General features: G+C 34.1%; 19 protein-coding genes. 14 read left to right on the forward strand and 5 right to left on the reverse strand.

Translation table 11 applies throughout. From position 1 onward, the window contains the following. The first annotated feature begins 24 nt into the window (after positions 1–24). From LPB87_RS06605 to LPB87_RS06665, 13 genes are read left to right on the forward strand one after another with little or no spacing between them, the layout of a single operon-like run. On the forward strand, positions 25–2,484 hold the full coding sequence (locus LPB87_RS06605; protein WP_230605379.1) for a TraG family conjugative transposon ATPase: 2,460 nt from the start codon (positions 25–27) through the stop codon (positions 2,482–2,484). A gap of 12 nt (positions 2,485–2,496) precedes the next feature. Further along, a complete protein-coding gene (locus LPB87_RS06610) occupies positions 2,497–3,186 on the forward strand; it encodes a conjugal transfer protein TraI (protein WP_230605380.1) in 690 nt (229 codons plus the stop codon). Between the two features lie 14 nt (positions 3,187–3,200). Further along, positions 3,201–3,818 (forward strand): hypothetical protein, encoded by a 618-nt coding sequence (locus tag LPB87_RS06615; RefSeq protein ID WP_230605381.1) that lies wholly within the window; start codon positions 3,201–3,203, stop codon positions 3,816–3,818. Positions 3,819–3,824: 6 nt separating this feature from the next. Beyond that, entirely contained in the window at positions 3,825–4,454 is a 630-nt protein-coding gene (locus LPB87_RS06620) for a TerB family tellurite resistance protein (RefSeq protein WP_230605382.1), read from the forward strand. Between the two features lie 16 nt (positions 4,455–4,470). Beyond that, positions 4,471–5,667 (forward strand): conjugative transposon protein TraJ, encoded by a 1,197-nt coding sequence (traJ, locus tag LPB87_RS06625; protein WP_230605383.1) that lies wholly within the window; start codon positions 4,471–4,473, stop codon positions 5,665–5,667. A gap of 30 nt (positions 5,668–5,697) precedes the next feature. Further along, positions 5,698–6,306: a conjugative transposon protein TraK gene (traK, locus tag LPB87_RS06630; protein ID WP_230605384.1), complete on the forward strand. Its 609-nt coding sequence runs from the start codon at positions 5,698–5,700 to the stop codon at positions 6,304–6,306. 13 nt (positions 6,307–6,319) lie between these two features. Further along, a complete protein-coding gene (locus tag LPB87_RS06635; RefSeq protein ID WP_230605385.1) occupies positions 6,320–6,781 on the forward strand; it encodes a hypothetical protein in 462 nt (153 codons plus the stop codon). A 4-nt stretch (positions 6,782–6,785) separates the two neighbouring features. Then, positions 6,786–8,063 carry a conjugative transposon protein TraM gene (gene traM / locus LPB87_RS06640; RefSeq protein ID WP_230605386.1) on the forward strand — a complete coding sequence of 426 codons (1,278 nt, stop codon included), beginning with the start codon at positions 6,786–6,788 and terminating at the stop codon, positions 8,061–8,063. Positions 8,064–8,081: 18 nt separating this feature from the next. Further along, the gene (traN, locus tag LPB87_RS06645; RefSeq protein WP_230605387.1) at positions 8,082–8,927 is read left to right on the forward strand and encodes a conjugative transposon protein TraN; all 846 of its coding nucleotides are present in this window, start codon (positions 8,082–8,084) and stop codon (positions 8,925–8,927) included. 26 nt (positions 8,928–8,953) lie between these two features. After that, entirely contained in the window at positions 8,954–9,751 is a 798-nt protein-coding gene (locus tag LPB87_RS06650; RefSeq protein ID WP_230605388.1) for a hypothetical protein, read from the forward strand. A 2-nt stretch (positions 9,752–9,753) separates the two neighbouring features. Then, positions 9,754–10,812, forward strand: coding sequence for a hypothetical protein (locus LPB87_RS06655; RefSeq protein ID WP_230605389.1), 1,059 nt, complete (start codon positions 9,754–9,756; stop codon positions 10,810–10,812). 11 nt (positions 10,813–10,823) lie between these two features. Next, positions 10,824–11,129, forward strand: a complete 306-nt coding sequence (locus LPB87_RS06660; RefSeq protein WP_230605390.1) for a hypothetical protein — start codon at positions 10,824–10,826, stop codon at positions 11,127–11,129. Between the two features lie 16 nt (positions 11,130–11,145). Further along, a complete protein-coding gene (locus tag LPB87_RS06665; protein WP_230605391.1) occupies positions 11,146–11,424 on the forward strand; it encodes a DNA-binding protein in 279 nt (92 codons plus the stop codon). A gap of 350 nt (positions 11,425–11,774) precedes the next feature. Here the strand turns inward: LPB87_RS06665 and LPB87_RS06670 are convergent, their stop codons facing one another. Continuing rightward, positions 11,775–13,085: a site-specific integrase gene (locus tag LPB87_RS06670; protein WP_230605392.1), complete on the reverse strand. Its 1,311-nt coding sequence runs from the start codon at positions 13,083–13,085 to the stop codon at positions 11,775–11,777. A 948-nt stretch (positions 13,086–14,033) separates the two neighbouring features. On the opposite strand from LPB87_RS06670, the gene LPB87_RS06675 reads away from it, so the two are divergent. Continuing rightward, positions 14,034–14,588, forward strand: a complete 555-nt coding sequence (locus LPB87_RS06675; RefSeq protein WP_230605393.1) for a fasciclin domain-containing protein — start codon at positions 14,034–14,036, stop codon at positions 14,586–14,588. Between the two features lie 82 nt (positions 14,589–14,670). Here LPB87_RS06675 and LPB87_RS06680 read toward each other — a convergent pair whose 3' ends face one another. The 4 genes from LPB87_RS06680 to LPB87_RS06695 form a co-directional block, all read right to left on the reverse strand. Next, positions 14,671–14,811 carry an SsrA-binding protein gene (locus LPB87_RS06680; protein WP_230605394.1) on the reverse strand — a complete coding sequence of 47 codons (141 nt, stop codon included), beginning with the start codon at positions 14,809–14,811 and terminating at the stop codon, positions 14,671–14,673. Positions 14,812–14,898: 87 nt separating this feature from the next. Continuing rightward, entirely contained in the window at positions 14,899–16,389 is a 1,491-nt protein-coding gene (locus LPB87_RS06685) for a serine hydrolase (protein WP_230605395.1), read from the reverse strand. A 31-nt stretch (positions 16,390–16,420) separates the two neighbouring features. Beyond that, a complete protein-coding gene (locus tag LPB87_RS06690) occupies positions 16,421–18,106 on the reverse strand; it encodes a M56 family metallopeptidase (RefSeq protein WP_230605396.1) in 1,686 nt (561 codons plus the stop codon). Positions 18,107–18,112: 6 nt separating this feature from the next. Beyond that, positions 18,113–18,472, reverse strand: coding sequence for a BlaI/MecI/CopY family transcriptional regulator (locus LPB87_RS06695; RefSeq protein WP_129538193.1), 360 nt, complete (start codon positions 18,470–18,472; stop codon positions 18,113–18,115).

The following is an 18,472-nucleotide window of genomic DNA, read 5'->3' on the forward strand; positions in this document are numbered from 1 at the left end:
AAATGAAAGATGATGGTGGAAAAGATGATAGATGATATTTTACCGATTATGGATGTAGAGCATGATTGTATTCTTTCCAAGCAAGGAGATGTGACAGTCGTATTCAAAGCAGAATTACCTGAGATATTTACGTTGTCGGATCAGGAATATGAGGCATTCCATCAGGCATGGCTCAAAGCCATAAAGTTGCTTCCTAAGTTTAGTGTGTTCCACAAACAGGACTGGTTTATAGATAGTAAGTTCCAGCCGGATTTCACAAGTGAAGATTCCAGTTTCCTGACCCGAAGCAGTGAGCGTTTTTTTAATGAGCGTCCATTTCTGGATCATTCGTGTTATATTTTCCTGACAAAGAAACCAGCAGGAAGGAAAACGTCCAGTTCTTTATTTTCCAATTTACTGAGAACTTCTATAGTTCCAGAAGAAACATTAAAAGCGCAATTACGCCAGGATTTTATTGATAGTACGGGACAATTCAAACGCATATTGGAAGACAGTGGTTTTGTAAAACTAACTCGTCTGGGAAATAATGACCTAAAAAGCCACAGCAGAAAAATAGGAATCATAGAAAAGTACTGTTTTCTGTCTGATGTAGCAAACTCATTTGTTTATAAGGATATTGCTTTCGATGATGGTTTGCAGGTTGGCGATAAGCATTGCCAAATTTATACTCTAGGTGATGCCACTGACTTGCCTGCTCTATGTGGTTCTCGAATTAATTATGATAGGTACTCGACAGATAAAACTAAGTTTAGTATTGGATTTGCTTCCACGCTTGGTCAATTGTTATCGTGTAATCATATCTATAACCAATATATTTTCATAGAGGATTTTCAAAAGACATTACAGAAATTAGAGAGTAAAAGACTGCGGTTACAATCTTTATCGGCGTATAGCAGAGAGAATCTTATTGCACGTGATGCTACTAATGACTTTCTTAATGAGGCCATCGGCCAACAAAGACTCCCTGTAAAAGCCCATTTTAACGTACTGGTTTGGACGGATAACAAGGAAGAACTAAAAGACGTGAAGAATAAAGTTTCTTCAGCACTGGCACAGATGGATGCCACTGCTAAGCAAGAAACGGTAGGAGCGGCGCAAATATTTTGGGCAGGCATTCCTGGAAATGAGGCAGATTTCCCCATGAACGACACCTTCGACACGTTTACCGAACAAGCGACTTGTTTTTTGAATCTAGAGACTGGCTATCGTTCTTCTCTTAGTCCAATAGGTATTAGACTAGGAGATCGTTTGACAGGAAAACCTGTTCATGTGGATATCAGTGACGAACCTGTTAAGTTGGGAATTTGTACTAATCGAAACAAATTTATATTAGGACCATCAGGAAGTGGAAAGTCTTTTTTTACGAACCATATGGTTAGGAGTTACTATGAGCAAGGAACACATGTTGTACTTGTTGATGTGGGACACAGTTACAAAGGATTATGCGATATGGTGGGGGGATATTATTTTACATATGATGAAAAGAACCCAATTCGATTCAATCCATTTTATATTAGTGAAGGTGATACACTTGACACAGAGAAAAAAGAAAGTACTAAAACGTTGTTATTGGCTTTATGGAAAAAAGATAATGAAACTTTCAATCGAAGTGAGTATGTAGCACTCTCCAATGCGTTGCAATTGTACTATGAAAAATTAGACAGTACTTCTGATTTGTTTCCTTGTTTTGATAGCTTTTATGAATTCCTGAAAGTTGATTTTGTAGCCATCTTGGAAGGTGATAAGGTGAAGGAGAAAGATTTTGATGTGAACAATTTCCTATATGTGCTACGTCCTTATTACAAGGGAGGAGAATTTGATTACCTGCTTAATGCTACCGAAAATCTGGATTTGTTAAAAGAACGTTTTATTGTCTTCGAACTCGATAATATTAAGGATCACCCGATACTTTTTCCAGTGGTGACCATCATTATTATGGAAGTATTCATTAGCAAGATGCGTAAACTAAAAGGTATTAGAAAAATGATACTCATTGAGGAAGCGTGGAAGGCTATAGCCAAGGAGGGTATGGCCGAATATATAAAATATTTGTTCAAGACAGTTCGAAAGTTTTTTGGTGAAGCCATCGTGGTTACTCAAGAAGTAGAGGATATTATCTCTTCACCAGTAGTAAAGCAAGCCATTATCAATAACAGTGATTGTAAGATATTATTAGATCAGAGTAAGTATCAAAATAAATTTGAACAAATACAAGAATTACTGGGACTAACTGAAAAAGAGAAGGCACTCGTACTTTCTGTCAACAAGGCGAATGATCCTGATAAAAAGTACAAAGAAGTATTTATTTCACTGGGAGGAATGCAATCTAAAGTATACCGCACAGAGGTATCTCTCGAAGAGTATTTAGCGTATACCACCGAAGAAACTGAAAAAGTAAAAGTGCAGGCATATGCTAAAAAGTTTGATGGTGATATCAAAAAAGGAATTGCAGCACTTGCTATGGATATGAGGAATGGCAACTAAACGATACTAATTATGAAAACAAAAAAGAACATGACGATTTGCCTGTTGTGCTTTTTACTGATGAGCACTCTTGCACGGCCAGCAGAAAAGATAGCAACAATACCAATTTTAGAGATGGTAAAAGCGGTCGCGAAAAAGGTAATTAAGGCGATAGATCTTAGAATACAAAAACTGCAAAATAAAACAATCTGGTTACAGAATGCACAGAAGAAAATAGAAAATATTTTATCCAAATTGAAGTTGGAAGAGATTTCTGATTGGACGCAAAAACAAAAGGATCTCTACAAGAATTATTATGAGGAACTGACAAAAGTCAAATCTATTATTACGTATTATAAGCGCATCAAAGATATTAGCCAAAAACAAATTCGTTTGGTCGATGAATATGAAAGAGCCTGGAACTTGTTTCAGGAAGATGCTCATTTTAATGTCAACGAACTGGAATATATGCAACGAGTGTATTCTGGGATATTAAATGAAAGTTTGAAAAATATTGATCAAATATTTTTAGTCCTTGATTCTTTTACTACCCAGATGAGTGATGCCAAAAGAATAGAAATCATTAATACTGTAGCAGATCAAATCGATGCCAATTATGATGACCTGATACTCTTTAATAGACAGAATATTTTGCTGAGTCTTCAAAGAGCCAAAACACAACACGATGTTAAATCGGTTAAGAAATTTTACGGAATTCCGTAATAAATAAAAAAATCATGAAAAAGATATTTTTATTATTCCTTTTTGCCACACTCATTACTGGTAATATTCAGGCACAGGCAAAACAGCAAAGGATGCTTTTACAACAAATTGCAGCGCTTCAAGTGTATATAGGCTATGCTCAAAAAGGCTATTCAGTAGCCAAAAAGGGACTAGGCGCTATTAATGATTTTAAACGTGGAGAATTTAATCTTCATAAGGATTATCTCACTTCACTTAAGAGTGTCAACCCAAAAATAAAAAAGTATGCTAAGGTTGCAGAAATAATAGCACTTCAGATAAAAATCATAAAGAATTCCAATAAGATATATCAGCAAATCCAACAGGATGATTTATTTCATGGAGATGAGGTTGATTATATTAAGAGGGTATTTGAGAGGGTATTTGAGGATTGTGATACTAATATGGATGAACTATTGACAATTGTTTTGGACGGAAAATTAGAGTTGAAAGACGATGAGCGAATCAAACGTATTGATACCATCTATCAAAACATGCTCGATAACTACGCTTTCTCAGAAAGTTTTGGTAACGAAACTAAACTGATGGCTTTATCAAAAGCTAAGGAATTGAAAGAAGTAAAAAACAGCCGTGTTTTGCATGGCATAAATTGATATACCATGAAAAATTTACTGATTATAGGAGTTGCATTTATTGTTTTATTGCTCCCTTCCAAAGTAACTGCCCAAAAACAGGAAATCCAACAATTGATTTTGAACATAGAGAAATTGACTCAGTTCAAACAGATTTTTAAGGATATGAAAAAGGGGTATGAAATGCTCAGTGGGGGGTATAATACAGTCAACGATTTATCTAAAGGAAATTTTAGTCTTCATGAGACATTTCTTGATGCGCTTATGCAAGTTAGTCCCACGGTACGGAAATATAGGCGTATTGGAGATATAGTCAATTATCAGATGCAATTGGTAAAAGAATATAAGTCCGCCTTTGGTCGCTTTAGAGACAGTGAAAATTTCAATGCTGAGGAAATCGCTTACTTAGAAAGAGTGTACGATAATTTATTCAAACAGAGTCTTAGAAATCTTGACGAGCTTACTACAGTCATCACGGCAAATAAAATGCGAATGTCAGATGACGAACGATTAGCATCCATTGACAAAATATATGCAGATATGCAGGACAAGCTTATGTTCCTCAGAAACTTCAACAACAATACTATAGTACTGGCTTTGCAACGTGCTAAGGAGCGTAATGATGTAAATACAATGCGCAGCATGTATAATAGATAACTAAATATTCATTGTTATGATAAAGATAAATAAGGGAGCATTATTTGTTTCGCTAGGTTTTTTGTTGCCTTTTGTTAGCCAGGCACAGGGAATCGCGGACGATATGAACAGCCTGAGTAGCGTATTAGAAAAGTTGTATGATGAGATGATGCCTTTATGCAATAACCTACTGGGAGTAGGACAAGGACTTGCTGGTTTTGCCGCTATTTGGTATATCTCCTCTAGAGTGTGGAGACATATAGCTAGCGCAGAACCTATAGACTTTTATCCGCTCTTTCGTCCTTTTGTGATAGGGTTTTGTATCATGATTTTCCCTTCGGTATTGTATATGATTAATGGAGTGATGAAACCTACTGTAACGGCAACTGCTGTTATGGTGCAAGGGTCTAATAAAGCTATTGAACGATTACTCAAAGAAAAAGAAGAAGCACTCAAGGGAACTGATCCCTGGAAAATGTATGTGGGTTCAACAGGAGAAGGTAATCGAGCAGAATGGTACAAATATACTCATCCTACTGAGGATCCTACTAAAGAAGGAATGCTTAGTGGTCTTGGTAATGATGTCAAATTTGCCATGTCTAAAGCTTCTTATAATTTCAAACATTCGGTAAAGGAATGGATGAGTGAAGTGTTACGAGTTTTGTTTGAAGCGGCTTCACTGTGTATCGATACACTTCGAACTTTTCAATTGGTAGTGCTGTCTATTTTAGGGCCACTGGTTTTTGGAATATCAGTTTTTGATGGTTTCCAACATACTCTTACAGTCTGGTTAGCGAGGTACATTAATATCTATCTATGGCTTCCCGTTGCCAATATATTTGGAAGTATCATAGGTAAAATTCAAGAGAATATGATAAAAATTGATATCGGACAAGTAAATGAAGAGGGAGATACTTTTTTTAGTAGTACCGATGCTGCTTATCTGGTATTTATGATTATTGGCATTGTGGGCTATTTTACCGTACCCTCTGTTGCTAATTATATTGTTCATGCAGGTGGTGGTGGCGCATTGGGACAAAAAGTAACAAGCATCTTTAGTAACTCTGCTAGTTCAGCGATTGGTACAGCTTCCCAAGGAGCTGGTATGGCGGCAGATGCAATGGGCAATGCCGCTGGACGAGTGTCCCAAAGTATGTCAAGTTCTAGTCACTCTTCTCCTTACTTTAAAGATAAGGATAACTATATGGGGAATAAATTAAAAGGCAATTCATAATCTCTAAATAAAAGTATCATGTTTAGTAAAATGAAAAATATAGACACTGCTTTTCGGCATGTTCGTGGCTTTACGATGTTGGTAATTATAGGTAGCATTTTAATTAGTTGTTTTTCGCTTTACAAGAGTTTTACACTGGTATCACAAATGCAGAATAAAGTTTACATCTTAGCTAATGGTAAAGCACTGGAAGCCTATGCTTCGGATCGAAAAGATAATATACCTATTGAAGCACGGGATCATGTAAAGACATTTCATCAATTCTTCTTCACTCTTGATCCAGACGATAAAGTGATTAAAAGCAACGTCACCAAGGCACTTTATCTAGCAGATGATAGTGCGAAACGAATCTACGATGATTTAAAAGAGAATGGCTATTACTCCGGTATCATATCGGGTAATGTTAGCCAAACGATAAAAGTTGATAGCATAACTATTGATACCAATAAATATCCCTATCAATTTCGATGTTATGCCACCCAAAACATTATACGTACTACCAGCATTGCTTATCGAAGTCTGATTACTGAAGGTAATCTTCGTAATGTATCGCGAAGTGATAATAACCCACATGGCTTTTTGATCGAGCGTTGGAATACGATTGAGAATCGGGATTTAAGTACCGAAAACAGAAAATGATAAACTACTGATTATGAAATCCTCTAATAGAAGAAATAGTTTATGGCAAAAGTTTGATGAAACGAATCTGCGATTGCAAAAAAAGTGTGCACATTGGTTGGAGCAAAGGACATCACATTTTTCACGACTAAACTGGATAGTAATTTTGTTCTGTTTTATTGTGATAACTGGTAGTTGTAGCATCTATTTGATTGTGACTAGTTTTTCAAATAATACTACTAAAAATATTACTGTAATTCCAATTACGAAACCAAACAATTCAATACCCTTAGAGAAAGAGATCATCCCGTTAAATGGAATAATCAGGAGTAAAACTGAATTTGTAAAAATTATACAATTCAGGAAGTATTTGGATAGTCTGGGGCGCAGTCCAACAGGAAAAAAAATATATGACAGTATTGTACAACACCGTCCCGGAATTCTGGACAGTCTAGCAGTAGTAGAAAACGTTTATAATTCAAATTTTGAAAATTGATATCATGGAACAGAAAGAAAAATCACAAAAAGTACTAAAGCAACGTAAGATGTTATTGGTATTACCAGTATTAGTTTTACCATTCTTAACTGCTATATTTTGGGCATTAGGTGGTGGAAAAATAGATGCTGCAAATGTTGCAGAGCCACAGCCAAAAGGTTTTAATATAAAATTGCCGAATGCGAACCTCAAAGATGGACTTGCATTAGATAAGATGAATTACTACGATCAGGCAACCCTTGATTCTGCTAAGCTCGATGAGCTTATCAAGAAAGACCCTAATTATCTGAGTCAGTCTTTTCAAATTGATTCTACAGAAGATAGCAGTGCTATTGCTGTTAGAAAAAGGCGAGTGGGTCTAAATACATCAGTGCATCGTGACCCAAACGAAGAGAAAATACATCAAAAATTAGAAGCCCTTCAAAAAGCAATTAGTGCACCTGTATCAGTTCCAGTTCAAAATAGGGATTACAAGAAATACGCAAAAATAGATGAACCAGCAATACATTCCAACGATGTGGACAGACTGGAACAAATGATGAAATCTATGAATAGTGGACAGGATAACCCGGATCCGGAATTGCAGCAACTCGGTGGGATGCTGGAGAGTATATTAGACATTCAGCATCCTGATAGGATTCAGGAAAAATTAAGAAAAGCATCCGAAATTCAGCGAGGACAAGTATTCTCCATTTCTACCAGAGAAGAAGATAATCCAGTTTCGTCTTTACAAAACAAATCATTAAATACTGCTGAATCAAGAAATAATGGATTTTATTCTTTGGATGAACCAGAAAATGCAGATGTAATGCAAAATACTGTGAAAGCTGTCATTCATGAAACACAAACCATTGTAAATGGAGCTAATGTAAAGTTCCGACTCATGAATGACATTTTTGTAAGTGGTATTAAAATCCCAAAGAACAATTTCATGTTTGGAGTAGCTTCTTTAAAAGGAGAAAGGTTGACCATTAAGATAAATAGTATTAGATATAACAATTCCTTATTCCCTGTTGATTTGTCAGTCTATGATATGGATGGACTTATCGGGATTTATATTCCAGGAGCCATTAACCGTGATGTTGCCAAAGCATCTGCTGACCGTTCTATGCAGACTTTGGGTGTTGCCTCATTAGATGATTCTTGGGGTTCACAGGCTGCAGGAGCTGGAATAGAAGCTGCTAAAAGTCTGCTGAGTAAAAAAGTAAAAATGGTCAAAGTAGTTGTGAAAGCGGGTTATCAAGTTCTCCTTCGAGATGAAAAACAAAAAGAGTCGAATTAAAAACTAAAAATTAAACAAATGAAAAATTTTAATTTATTAATGTTGGGCTATCTGTTATTTCTGAGCATCTGTGTATTTGCACAAAAGAGACATAGTAATAATATCTCTAAAATTGAGTCAGATTCTTTGCTAATAGCGTATTCAAAAACGACCAATATTGTGTTTCCTTTTGCTATTAAAAGCGTCGACAAGGGAAGTCAGGATGTACTAGTACAGAAAGCAAAGGGTCTTGAGAATATACTTCAAATCAAAGCAGCACAAAAAGGATTTTTCCAAACCAATCTTACTGTGATCACTGCTGATGGAAAATTATATTCTTTCGTATTGAACTATAATGAAGAATCGCCACAATTGAACCTCAGTTTAAACAAAACAAAATCGGGAGTGCAAGAGGTTTATTTTTCTAATGAAGTTAGAAATGAACAAGATGTCCAAGAATATTCCAAATTAGCTTTTTATGGCAAGAATAAACTAAGGGGGGAAAAAGAAAGCAACTACGATATTGACTTTAGCCTCAACGGAATTTTTATTCGTGATGAAGTGATGTATTACAGGATAAAAATAACAAACAATTCCAAAATCAATTATGATATCGACGAGTTACGTTTTTTTATTCGTGATACCAAAAAAGTAAAACGAACGGCTTCACAAGAAATCGAAATCACTCCAATCTATATCTTGAACAATGTAGTTAAAATTGAAGGTGAAGCAGAAAACACCTTTGTATTTGCTTTACCAAAATTCACCATTCCAGAGAAAAAATACTTAGCGATACAACTCATGGAACAAAATGGTGGAAGGCATGTTGAACTGCATGTTAAGAACACAAAGCTGGTACAGGTTACTGTACTTTCTAAATTATAAGTAGTAATCATTTAAAATATTGAGTCATGAACGAGAAAAATTTTGAATACCTAAAAGACCAGATTAAGTACACCGGTTTCGGTGAAACACTGGAGAATGAATTAAAAGAAAAATTACAGAAAGAAGAACCCAATTTCACCTTGAATCATACAGTTAAATATGGCGAAGATACTGCCATTGCTACCTTGAATTTTAAAAAATCCGACCAAAGTGATATGTACTTTTTTAACTCTTATAAAGTAGAATTGCAAAAAGAGAATTCAAAAGAAGCTTTGGAGCAAACCTTTTATATCAATAAAGGCAACAATATAACCATGAAGGAGGCTTTTAATCTTATGGAAGGGAGGTCTGTAAATAAGGATCTTACTAATAAAGAAGGAGAATTATACAATTCCTGGTTGCAAATGGATTTTAAACAGAATGATGCTGGAGGAAACTTTAAATTAAATCAATACCATCAAAATTATGGATATGATTTGGAAGCAACATTAGCCAAACATCCAATCAAGGAACTGGAAAATCCCAAGTACAAAGAAGACCTAGTGGATTCTTTGAAAAAGGGAAACCTGCAATCTGCTACTTTCTTAAAAGAGGGTAAAGAAGTCAAGCAGTATATTGAAGCTAGTCCACAATTCAAAACGATTAATGTGTATGATGCTACTATGCAACGCATTGATAATCGGCATTCCAAAGAGGAAAAGCAATCCGAAACAGAGCATGCTTCTGTAAAACAGGGCGCAAAAAGGCAAAATCCAAGTGCTGATGACGATGGTCCTGAAGCACCAAAGGAAGCTAAGAGAAAAAGGAAAAGTCAATCCATGTAATCATGAACGAATCTCTTCCTGTTAACAGAGTAGAGATGGAATTAAACCAGTGGCGCTCTAGGGAAGAGCGTTTTAGTAAACTGTTTAATTTCAGTCTTTCCAACAATAGATCGTTGATTAAAGAAAAATTACATCATTACGAACGCATTGGAACAAAGTATAAAGGGACTAAAAATATTGAGGAACGTTTTGCTTTGCAGATGCTCAAGCAAGAAAAGAACAAGATATTAAAACAACTGTATCCTAATTTATTAGTGCGCCTTATTCGTAAACTGGTCGTTGCACCACTTATAGATCAAATTGCAGTACGAAATGATGTGAAAGAAGAGCAAAAGAACAATCAAGCGCTGTATGATCAGGTGCAGCGCATTGGTTTTAAAGATTTGTCAAGTCATATTGAACAGCAATTAAAACAAGGTCAGGAACAATTTACTATTCCAATTTCCTATTATGTCAATGAAAAGGAGCGTCTGTATCATGAATTATCTTTTGCAAAAGACCAGAGTGGACGGTATCAATTTGGAGGTTATAAAACCACTTTTCAAAACGAATCAAACCCTGAAGAAAATAGAAGTCAATACTTCAAAGTACAGCACGAAAATTCTATTAATGTAACAGAGGCATATAATTTATTAGCGGGACGAGCCATTCAAAAGGAAGGATCTTGGAGACAACTAGACCTTAATGATAAAGACGTCAGCGGCGATCATCGTATCAAGGAATTTCATTCCAGTTATGGTTATAGTCTAGAAAGTGCTTTACAGGAACTGCCCTTAAAGGAATTGTCAAATAAAACGAATGCATGTAAATTACAAGATGCCTTAAGGCAAGGGAACAGAGAGTTGGTGACCTTACTTAAAAACGGAAAAGAACATCAGTTTTACATCGAAGCAAATCCTCAGTTTAAATCTGTAAACATTTATGATGGTCACTCGAGGAAAATTACACTTGCAACAGCCTTGGGTGATAAAAAGACGGAAACTGTAAGGCAAATACAAAAAGTAAGTGAGACGCCACGGATGAATCATTCCAGGCGAAATGGACTGCATGTAAGTCAATAAACTTGGAAATAATGAAAACACTACAACCTTTATGTGATTTCTTTAAAGCAATAGAGAAAGATTACAGAATAAGTATCACTCATATTGGTATATATGCTGCATTACTACAATATAGAACAAGTATGGGGTTTATTAATCCTATTGAGGTGTATCGTTATGAAATTATGGAGATTGCAAAAATAACAGGACCAGTAACATATTATAAATGCATACGGGAATTAAACGAGTATGGATATATTAGGTATGAACCGAGTCGTAATAGAAAGAGGAGGAGCAAGGTGTATTTTATTTTGCTGGAAGATTGTATTGATGTATAATTTTATAAAATGTATTATGGAAGAAATTGTAACAAAAGACGATTTAAGACAGTTTGGTCTACAGTTATTGGATAGAATACGTGTAGTGATTAAAGAGACCACTTCTTCGCAAACAGAATTACTAAACCCTGAATGGCTGAAAAGTAAGGTAGTGAGAAAAATGATGGATATGTCTGCAGGATCATTGCAGAATCTAAGAGTTACTGGGAAAGTACGGTTCAAAAAAGTTCTGGGCTCGTATTATTACAATAAGGCAGATCTTCAAAAACTTTTTAGTGATGAACCGAACCCTTGAGCCAAGTGAAGACCAAATCATGAGTTGGATATCTACGTATATGGATGATTCAAGGCTTACTGTATGGCATCTGGTAATTTTAATGGCAATTCTTAGCTTGGGATATAAACAGAGACAGCGACAGAGAATCAATGTGAGCCGTAGTAAGATTATGGAATTGTCTCATATAAATACAATTCCCACATACCATAAATATTTTAAGGATCTCCAACATCTTGGGTATATTAAATACTATCCTTCTTATCATCCAGGTTATAGAAGCGAAGTTGAATTATATGAAAAGGGGGCATCTCAATTTTTGAGATAACCCCTTTCTTTTGCAGTACCTATTTGTATTTTTAGTTCATGATTTAGGATGGTGAAATATTATATTTCTTTTTAATTTCTTTTATTTCTTTCTCCAATCTGCTAAGTATGGCCAAGTCTGAGTCGGACATTTTTTTGCTAGTTTTATTTAGTTTTTTGTTAAGTAGTGACATTTCTCGTCCAATGGTTGCCTGCTCAGTAATGGCGTAAGCTTCCGTTTGCTTTACAGATGCATGTCCTAGCATTTCCTTTACTACATTAATGGGGACATTATTGTTTAATGTCACAGTACTTCCAAAAGTACGGCGAGCCATATGTGTATTAAGAGTAAAAGGAAATCCGCATAGGATGGCAATTTCTTTCAGATACTCGTTCATCTTCTGATTGGAAGATACTGGTAAAACGGTACCTCGTTGTAAACAGAGGGGATGTTCTTTGTATTTTTCAATTATTTTTAGCGCTTGGGGTAATAATGGAACATTAGTGGGAGAACCCGTTTTTTGTCTTTCAGACATGATCCATAAATTCCCATCAATACCTTTTTTTATATCCGTTCTTTTTAGTTGAAACGCGTCTATGTATGCTTGTCCTGTGTAACATTGAAATACAAATACATCTCTAACTACATTGAGTCGGTCTGTGGTAAAATAATGTCTTTCCAATTCATATAATTCCTGAGTGGAAAGAGGTTTCTTTATTATTTTGGTTTTTCGGCTCTTAAAGTTCTTAAATGGGTCTTTTAGGATAACTTCTTTATCAATGGCACGGATTACATTTTTTTTGAAATTAGCAATATATTTAAGCGTTGTATTATTGCTACAATTTCGAACTGTTCTGAGGTAAAATTCAAAGTCTTTTATGAATTCAAGATTAAGATCTGTGAATTCAAGATCTGTACTATTAAATTTGAATTTGATAAAAGCTGTTAAATGATTTTTAGTAATAGTGAAGCGGTCTAGTGTTCCTTTTGCATATCCTTTGCCTAAGAGGGCAGTCATTTCATCATTGTGCTTTTGAAATTCCTCCAATAGCTTAATTCTTGGAGTAATTTTTCCCAGTACGTAATCCATGATTTTTTCTGAGGTTATTGGTTTACCGCTGTACATAATTTCTGTTTTGTATTCATTGACTTTTAAAATCAGTGCATCCAGAAAAAAGTTAAGGGATCTTGCATCTTCTTTTGTACCGATTGCTCTTTCGGTTTTCTGGTCCCAGCGGGCGCTTTCCCACTTGCGTTTGGTAGAGGTTTCCTTAGGGATTCCATCCACAGTTATCCTAAGATAAACTGTTCTAATTTTACTTTCATTGCGGGGGATTTTCAAAAAGAAAACCAACCCAAAGCTGCTTTCTAACATAATTCAACTTTTTAGATTAATAAATGTAGAATTATAGCATCAAATAAACAAGTCGTTAACCTCTTTAACCCCTGTGTTTGCAAGTGTTTAGGTTCAATTCTGTGGCACATTTTGCAGACACCCAAATGTGCCACGATTTTGCCACAAAACTTTTGAGTACTTTTATAAAGATTGAAAAGTGTTTTAAAAGCAAAAAACCTGCGAATCCTTGGATTTGCAGGTTTTAGCACGTTTTTCGGGTTTTTTGAAAAGATTGATAAAGTAGCCTTTTTCACTTCTTTTCCCCTTTTCGTGGGGAGAGCAGGATTGAAACCTATGAAGATCAATTTAACCTGTTAAAGATGATAATATGGCTCTGCTTGGAATGATACATCCTTTTTATTGCATCACTATGTTTCGGTGCTGATAGAGCATAATGAATATAACAGTAAGATTTTAGAAGAGATAAAAAGATAGGAGGTGCTGTTTCCTTTTTAATGATCAGAGAGAATTTCTTTCTAATTAAAAAAACTTAGTTTATTCAGAAACTAAGTCTGTCTAATAAAGTTTAAAATGATTGGCTTTCAGAAAGGAAATATCTTGTTTCCTGAAATAAAATAGCTGTTTTGTACCATATTTGTATCATTGCTGTGTAATTAATTGATAATCAGTGTTGTTATTTTTGAAGAAGTAAAATAATTCTTCTTTAAACAATAATGAAAAACCGAGTCAGAAATGACTCGGTTTTTTTTTGCTAATTTTTAAAGGATTATCGGCCTCGGTTTTCAGTCCAGAATTTGAAACCAGAAACAAAATATAACAGTCAAATAAGATGTTTTTAATAGATGTTAATTCTTTGTTTGGTAGGTTTTTATGGAGTTTCAGCATCTTTGTTTTATTTATTTCCGAATATTAAAAACCAAATAGGATGTTATGTCGTAAATGCTTTTATAACTAAAAAATTAAGTCATGAAAACTAAAAACATTTTAACAGCAGTAATTTTTACATTAGTATTTGGAGCAACTTCTTTCGCTCAAAAATCAGTTATGGTTGGTGGAGCAGCAATGTATCCTAACAAAAACATTATTGAGAATGCAGTCAACTCAAAAGACCATACTACATTAGTAGCTGCGGTTAAAGCAGCGGGCTTAGTAGAAACTTTAGAAGGTAAAGGGCCATTTACTGTTTTTGCGCCAACAAATGAGGCATTTAATAAATTGCCAAAAGGTACAGTTGAAACATTGTTGAAACCAGAAAATATTAAAAAATTACAAACCATTTTAACCTACCATGTTATAGCTGGTAAAATGAATGCATCCGATATCGCAAAAGCTATAAAAATGGGTGGCGGTAAAGCTTCGCTTAAAACAGTAAGTGGAGGAACGCTAACAGCCTGGATGAAAGGAAAAGATTTGTACATAAGTGACGAAAGCGGAAATAAAGCAAAAGTTACTATTGCAGATGTGAATCAATCTAATGGTGTAATTCATGTAATTAATACAGTGTTGTTGCCTAAAAGTTAATATTTAGACCCGATTGCTCCAATAATCAAAAAAAGTCCTGTATGTTGTACAGGACTTTTTTGTGTTTAATGAATAATATATGTTATCCTAAAGCGCGTGCTGTAACAAAATAGCGGTAACCAATAATAGCCATTTGCCATTTCTTTGCTTTTGTTATATCAAGTCCTTGTTTTGTAAAACTGGATAAAATCAATTTATTTATCTGAGCTAGAATTTTATACATAAGAGTAGGATTTTTTTCAAAGATATAAAAAAAGACTTTGTAGTGATACAAAGCCCTTTTTATTGAATTTTAATTAAGTTTTAAATACTATTTTGCAAGTAGTTTATCTATTTTAGCCAACATTTCTTTGGCGTTTGCATTTTCTGGCGAAAGCTCCAGCGCTTTTTGATACGCCTGTTTAGAGGTTTCAATCTGACCGTTATTAAAGTAGCTTTCGGCTAGACTATCAAATGCATTTCCTGATTTAGGGTTCTCTTTTGTATTTAATTCAAAAACTTTTATAGCATCATTTACTCTTTCGTAATTCATCAATGTATAGCCAATAGCGTTTAATCTGTCTTCAAACTTCCACTCAGGATGATTCTTTTTTAGGGCAAGATAATTTTGCTCCGCTTTGGTAAAGTCTAATTTCAAAAAATCCTGTGTTATCTTTTCGTCAGCCAGTAAGTAATCATCGATTAAGGTTTTATCTACAATTCCTGCTACATGATTTACTACTTGAGACTGTACAGATAAATTGCCATATTTGTGACCATTAGATAAAAAAATGATAGTTAAATCGTTTTTAGTAAACTTTCTAAAAGCAGTTTCATTTCCGCCTGTAAAACCATACGAGATGATTTTGTTTACAGGGTAAAAATCCCAACCATATCCAAAATTTTGAGTACTATTAGTGTATTTAAATGGTTCCCACATTGAATACTTTGTTTCTTTTTTTAAGAAAGTATTTTTATCTAAATTTTCATTCCAACGAATAAATTCTTGCAGAGTAATATTTAGACCATTTGCCGAATGGAGATCAGCACCACTATTTGAGGTTTGTTTTACATACTCCTTTGTTTTACTATTGTAATTATACCTAAATGCGCTGTTAGGCACCGATTCACCAAAATTAGAGGAGAAATAAACTCCAGATTTAACTCCTGGGAATTGATTTTGCATGATGTATTCTTCAAACGACAAACCTGTTATTTTTTCTATTATCTTGGTAAGGAACAAATAATTTGTTTGATTGTAATTGTATTCACTTCCAGTTGCAAACTCCATTGGTTTCTTTGATAACAGTGCCATTTTTTCATTATAGGATAATGTAATCGGAATGTCTTCAAACATTACGATGTTTGGTAAGCCTGATGAATGAGTTAATAAATTCTTCACTTTTATACTTTGCCATTCTTTTGGGAGATTATCAAGATATTTAGAAATCGGGTCTTCCAGAGATAATTTTCCTTTCTCGATAAGTTGAAAAATTCCAACATTTGTTATCAATTTTGTTGTAGAGAAAATCTTAAAAGCAGTGTTTTTATCTACTGCTTTATTATCCTCAAAAGAAGCTTTTCCAGAGTATTTTTCGTAGATAACTTTTCCGTCTTTGATAACTGCTAGTGCTACACCAGGGATTTCATTTATTTTGATTACTTCATTAATATAGCTATCGATTTTTTGTTTTATTTCGTTTTGATTAACAGCTGCTTTTTGACCAAAACAGCTGTTGAAGATGAGTAGAAATACTGAAATTAAAAATGCTTCTTTCATAGTAACAATTAAGGAATAATGCATGTGTGTATGATTTTTCATCACAGATTAAAGAAAGATAGTTTCTTTTTTCTTATTTTGATTTACTTTCTTTTTGAAATTTTCGCATGTCCTTGTCAAATTTTGCCATTTCGACATTGAATTTTTTCATGTCTAGATCAAATTGCTTCATTTCTAAATCAAATTCTTTCATTTCAATGTCGAATTTGGCCATTTCTTTTTCATAAATCGCTTCACGCTTTGCCATTACAGCTTCTACTTCTTTTTCGTAAGCAGACATATTTGGTTTAAAAGCTTCCATCTTTTTATTAAATTCAGCCATTTCTTTGTTGAATTTTTGCATAGCTTTTGCATCATTTATATCTTTTGGATGTACAGGAGGTTTTGGCATTTTTGACATGTCAATATTCGCAACAGGCATTGGTCCTTCAGGAAATTCAGGAGTATCCGGAGGTGTTGGTGGCGTTGGAGGTATAGGAAAATCTTCATTGGTATTATAACTTTCATCTTCTTCTGAGCTTTCACTCATAGTTACAGGCTGATGGATATCTTTACCAGTTTGTAAATTAATAGATTCGGTACCATCTTCGTTTTTTATTATAACAACACCAAAAGGTTTTATGGCTTCATTGCCACTAGTTTGCATGATTTGCGATTTACCATTTTTTCTTTTTATGTCAACACGTATTCCAGTTAATTCATTAGTCGAATTTCTTGTTATATCGCTGAATGCAATGATTACTTCATGATTTGTTTTTAATTTTTGTACAATTTCATCTAATTCTTTATCTGTTGTATTCTTTTTAATTTTGTATACAAATACATTTTTAGGATCAGATTTTGTATTTACAATAATGTCTTCTTTTACTTCCTTTTGTTCTTTTTCCTGTGCAATAACTTTTACTTGAAATAGGAATACAAATGCTCCTAATGCGGGAAGTATTAAGGCATACTTTAAGTAATTTTTCTTTTTTGATTGATTTTTGTTTAACATGACGATTCGTTTTTTGATTAATGATTGATAAAAGTGATTGGTGATTGCAACACAGTTTTCGTGTGTTGTTATTTTTAAAAGTGTGTATTGATAGGCCTTTTTATCGGCTATTTTTTTCAAGGCTTCAACATCGGCAATGAATTCCAGATTTTGCATGATGGCTTTTTTATAAAGCCAAACAATTGGGTTAAACCAGAATACAATACAGAATATCCTTGATATCAATACATCTGTGGTGTGATTTTGTTCGCTGTGAATTTTTTCGTGCTCAAGAATGTTTTCTAGTTCAGTAGAATTGTACAGTGATGAGTTGTACACAATATAACTGAAGAATGAAAATGGAGCAATATTTTCTGAAACATCCACAAACTTAAAATCGGATTGATTTTGAATGGTTTGTCCTTTAATAACTCTTTTTAAGCTATAAAAGTCGAAAGCAAACTTTAATAATAATATAGAGATGATTGAAACATACAATAGTACCAAGCACAAATTTAAATGAGTATCAAACCAACTCTGTTCGACAGGAATTGTTTGTATAACATTATTATTTATAGGTAAAGTAAAATTTGTACGAACAGGGGCAACCCAAACTATTTTGGTATAAACAACAAGAGGCAATACAATCGATGTGATTAATCCCGATAATAAAAACCATCTATTGCTATTAAAAAAAGTTTCTTTTCGCAATAAGAAGTAATACGCTAAATAAAACAAGGTGATTAGTCCGCTAGTTTTAAGAATATAGATGAAAATTGCCTCCATAAATTATTATTTTTTGTTTTCTATCATATCTAAGATTTCACGTAATTCATCGGCCGAAATTTTTTCTTCTTTGGCAAAAAAAGAAACCATATTCTTGTACGAACTATTAAAATAATTATCAATTGCTGTATTCATAAAGCGCTTGCTATATTCTTTTAAAGTTACTACAGGATAGTATTGATGCGTGTTCCCAAAAGGGGTGTGTGCTACAAAGCCTTTTTCTTCCAAGTTTCGTACAATAGTCGATAGGGTGTTGTAATGCGGTTGATCCTCAGTGATTTCTGCTTGGATTTCTTTTACGAATGCTTTGTTTAGCTTCCATAAAATATGCATTATTTCTTCTTCTTTGTTAGTTAACTTTTGCAT

This window comes from Flavobacterium sp. EDS (assembly GCF_020991525.1).
Classification (GTDB): domain Bacteria; phylum Bacteroidota; class Bacteroidia; order Flavobacteriales; family Flavobacteriaceae; genus Flavobacterium.

Bases quoted from the DNA above. Each gene is read 5' to 3' on its own strand.
- LPB87_RS06605 (WP_230605379.1), top strand. From the start codon at position 25: ATGATAGATGATATTTTACCGATTATGGATGTAGAGCATGATTGTATT.
- LPB87_RS06610 (WP_230605380.1), top strand. From the start codon at position 2,497: ATGAAAACAAAAAAGAACATGACGATTTGCCTGTTGTGCTTTTTACTG.
- LPB87_RS06615 (WP_230605381.1), top strand. From the start codon at position 3,201: ATGAAAAAGATATTTTTATTATTCCTTTTTGCCACACTCATTACTGGT.
- LPB87_RS06620 (WP_230605382.1), top strand. From the start codon at position 3,825: ATGAAAAATTTACTGATTATAGGAGTTGCATTTATTGTTTTATTGCTC.
- traJ (WP_230605383.1), top strand. From the start codon at position 4,471: ATGATAAAGATAAATAAGGGAGCATTATTTGTTTCGCTAGGTTTTTTG.
- traK (WP_230605384.1), top strand. From the start codon at position 5,698: ATGAAAAATATAGACACTGCTTTTCGGCATGTTCGTGGCTTTACGATG.
- LPB87_RS06635 (WP_230605385.1), top strand. From the start codon at position 6,320: ATGAAATCCTCTAATAGAAGAAATAGTTTATGGCAAAAGTTTGATGAA.
- traM (WP_230605386.1), top strand. From the start codon at position 6,786: ATGGAACAGAAAGAAAAATCACAAAAAGTACTAAAGCAACGTAAGATG.
- traN (WP_230605387.1), top strand. From the start codon at position 8,082: ATGAAAAATTTTAATTTATTAATGTTGGGCTATCTGTTATTTCTGAGC.
- LPB87_RS06650 (WP_230605388.1), top strand. From the start codon at position 8,954: ATGAACGAGAAAAATTTTGAATACCTAAAAGACCAGATTAAGTACACC.
- LPB87_RS06655 (WP_230605389.1), top strand. From the start codon at position 9,754: ATGAACGAATCTCTTCCTGTTAACAGAGTAGAGATGGAATTAAACCAG.
- LPB87_RS06660 (WP_230605390.1), top strand. From the start codon at position 10,824: ATGAAAACACTACAACCTTTATGTGATTTCTTTAAAGCAATAGAGAAA.
- LPB87_RS06665 (WP_230605391.1), top strand. From the start codon at position 11,146: ATGGAAGAAATTGTAACAAAAGACGATTTAAGACAGTTTGGTCTACAG.
- LPB87_RS06670 (WP_230605392.1), bottom strand. From the start codon at position 13,085: ATGTTAGAAAGCAGCTTTGGGTTGGTTTTCTTTTTGAAAATCCCCCGC.
- LPB87_RS06675 (WP_230605393.1), top strand. From the start codon at position 14,034: ATGAAAACTAAAAACATTTTAACAGCAGTAATTTTTACATTAGTATTT.
- LPB87_RS06680 (WP_230605394.1), bottom strand. From the start codon at position 14,811: ATGTATAAAATTCTAGCTCAGATAAATAAATTGATTTTATCCAGTTTT.
- LPB87_RS06685 (WP_230605395.1), bottom strand. From the start codon at position 16,389: ATGAAAAATCATACACACATGCATTATTCCTTAATTGTTACTATGAAA.
- LPB87_RS06690 (WP_230605396.1), bottom strand. From the start codon at position 18,106: ATGGAGGCAATTTTCATCTATATTCTTAAAACTAGCGGACTAATCACC.
- LPB87_RS06695 (WP_129538193.1), bottom strand. From the start codon at position 18,472: ATGCAAAAGTTAACTAACAAAGAAGAAGAAATAATGCATATTTTATGG.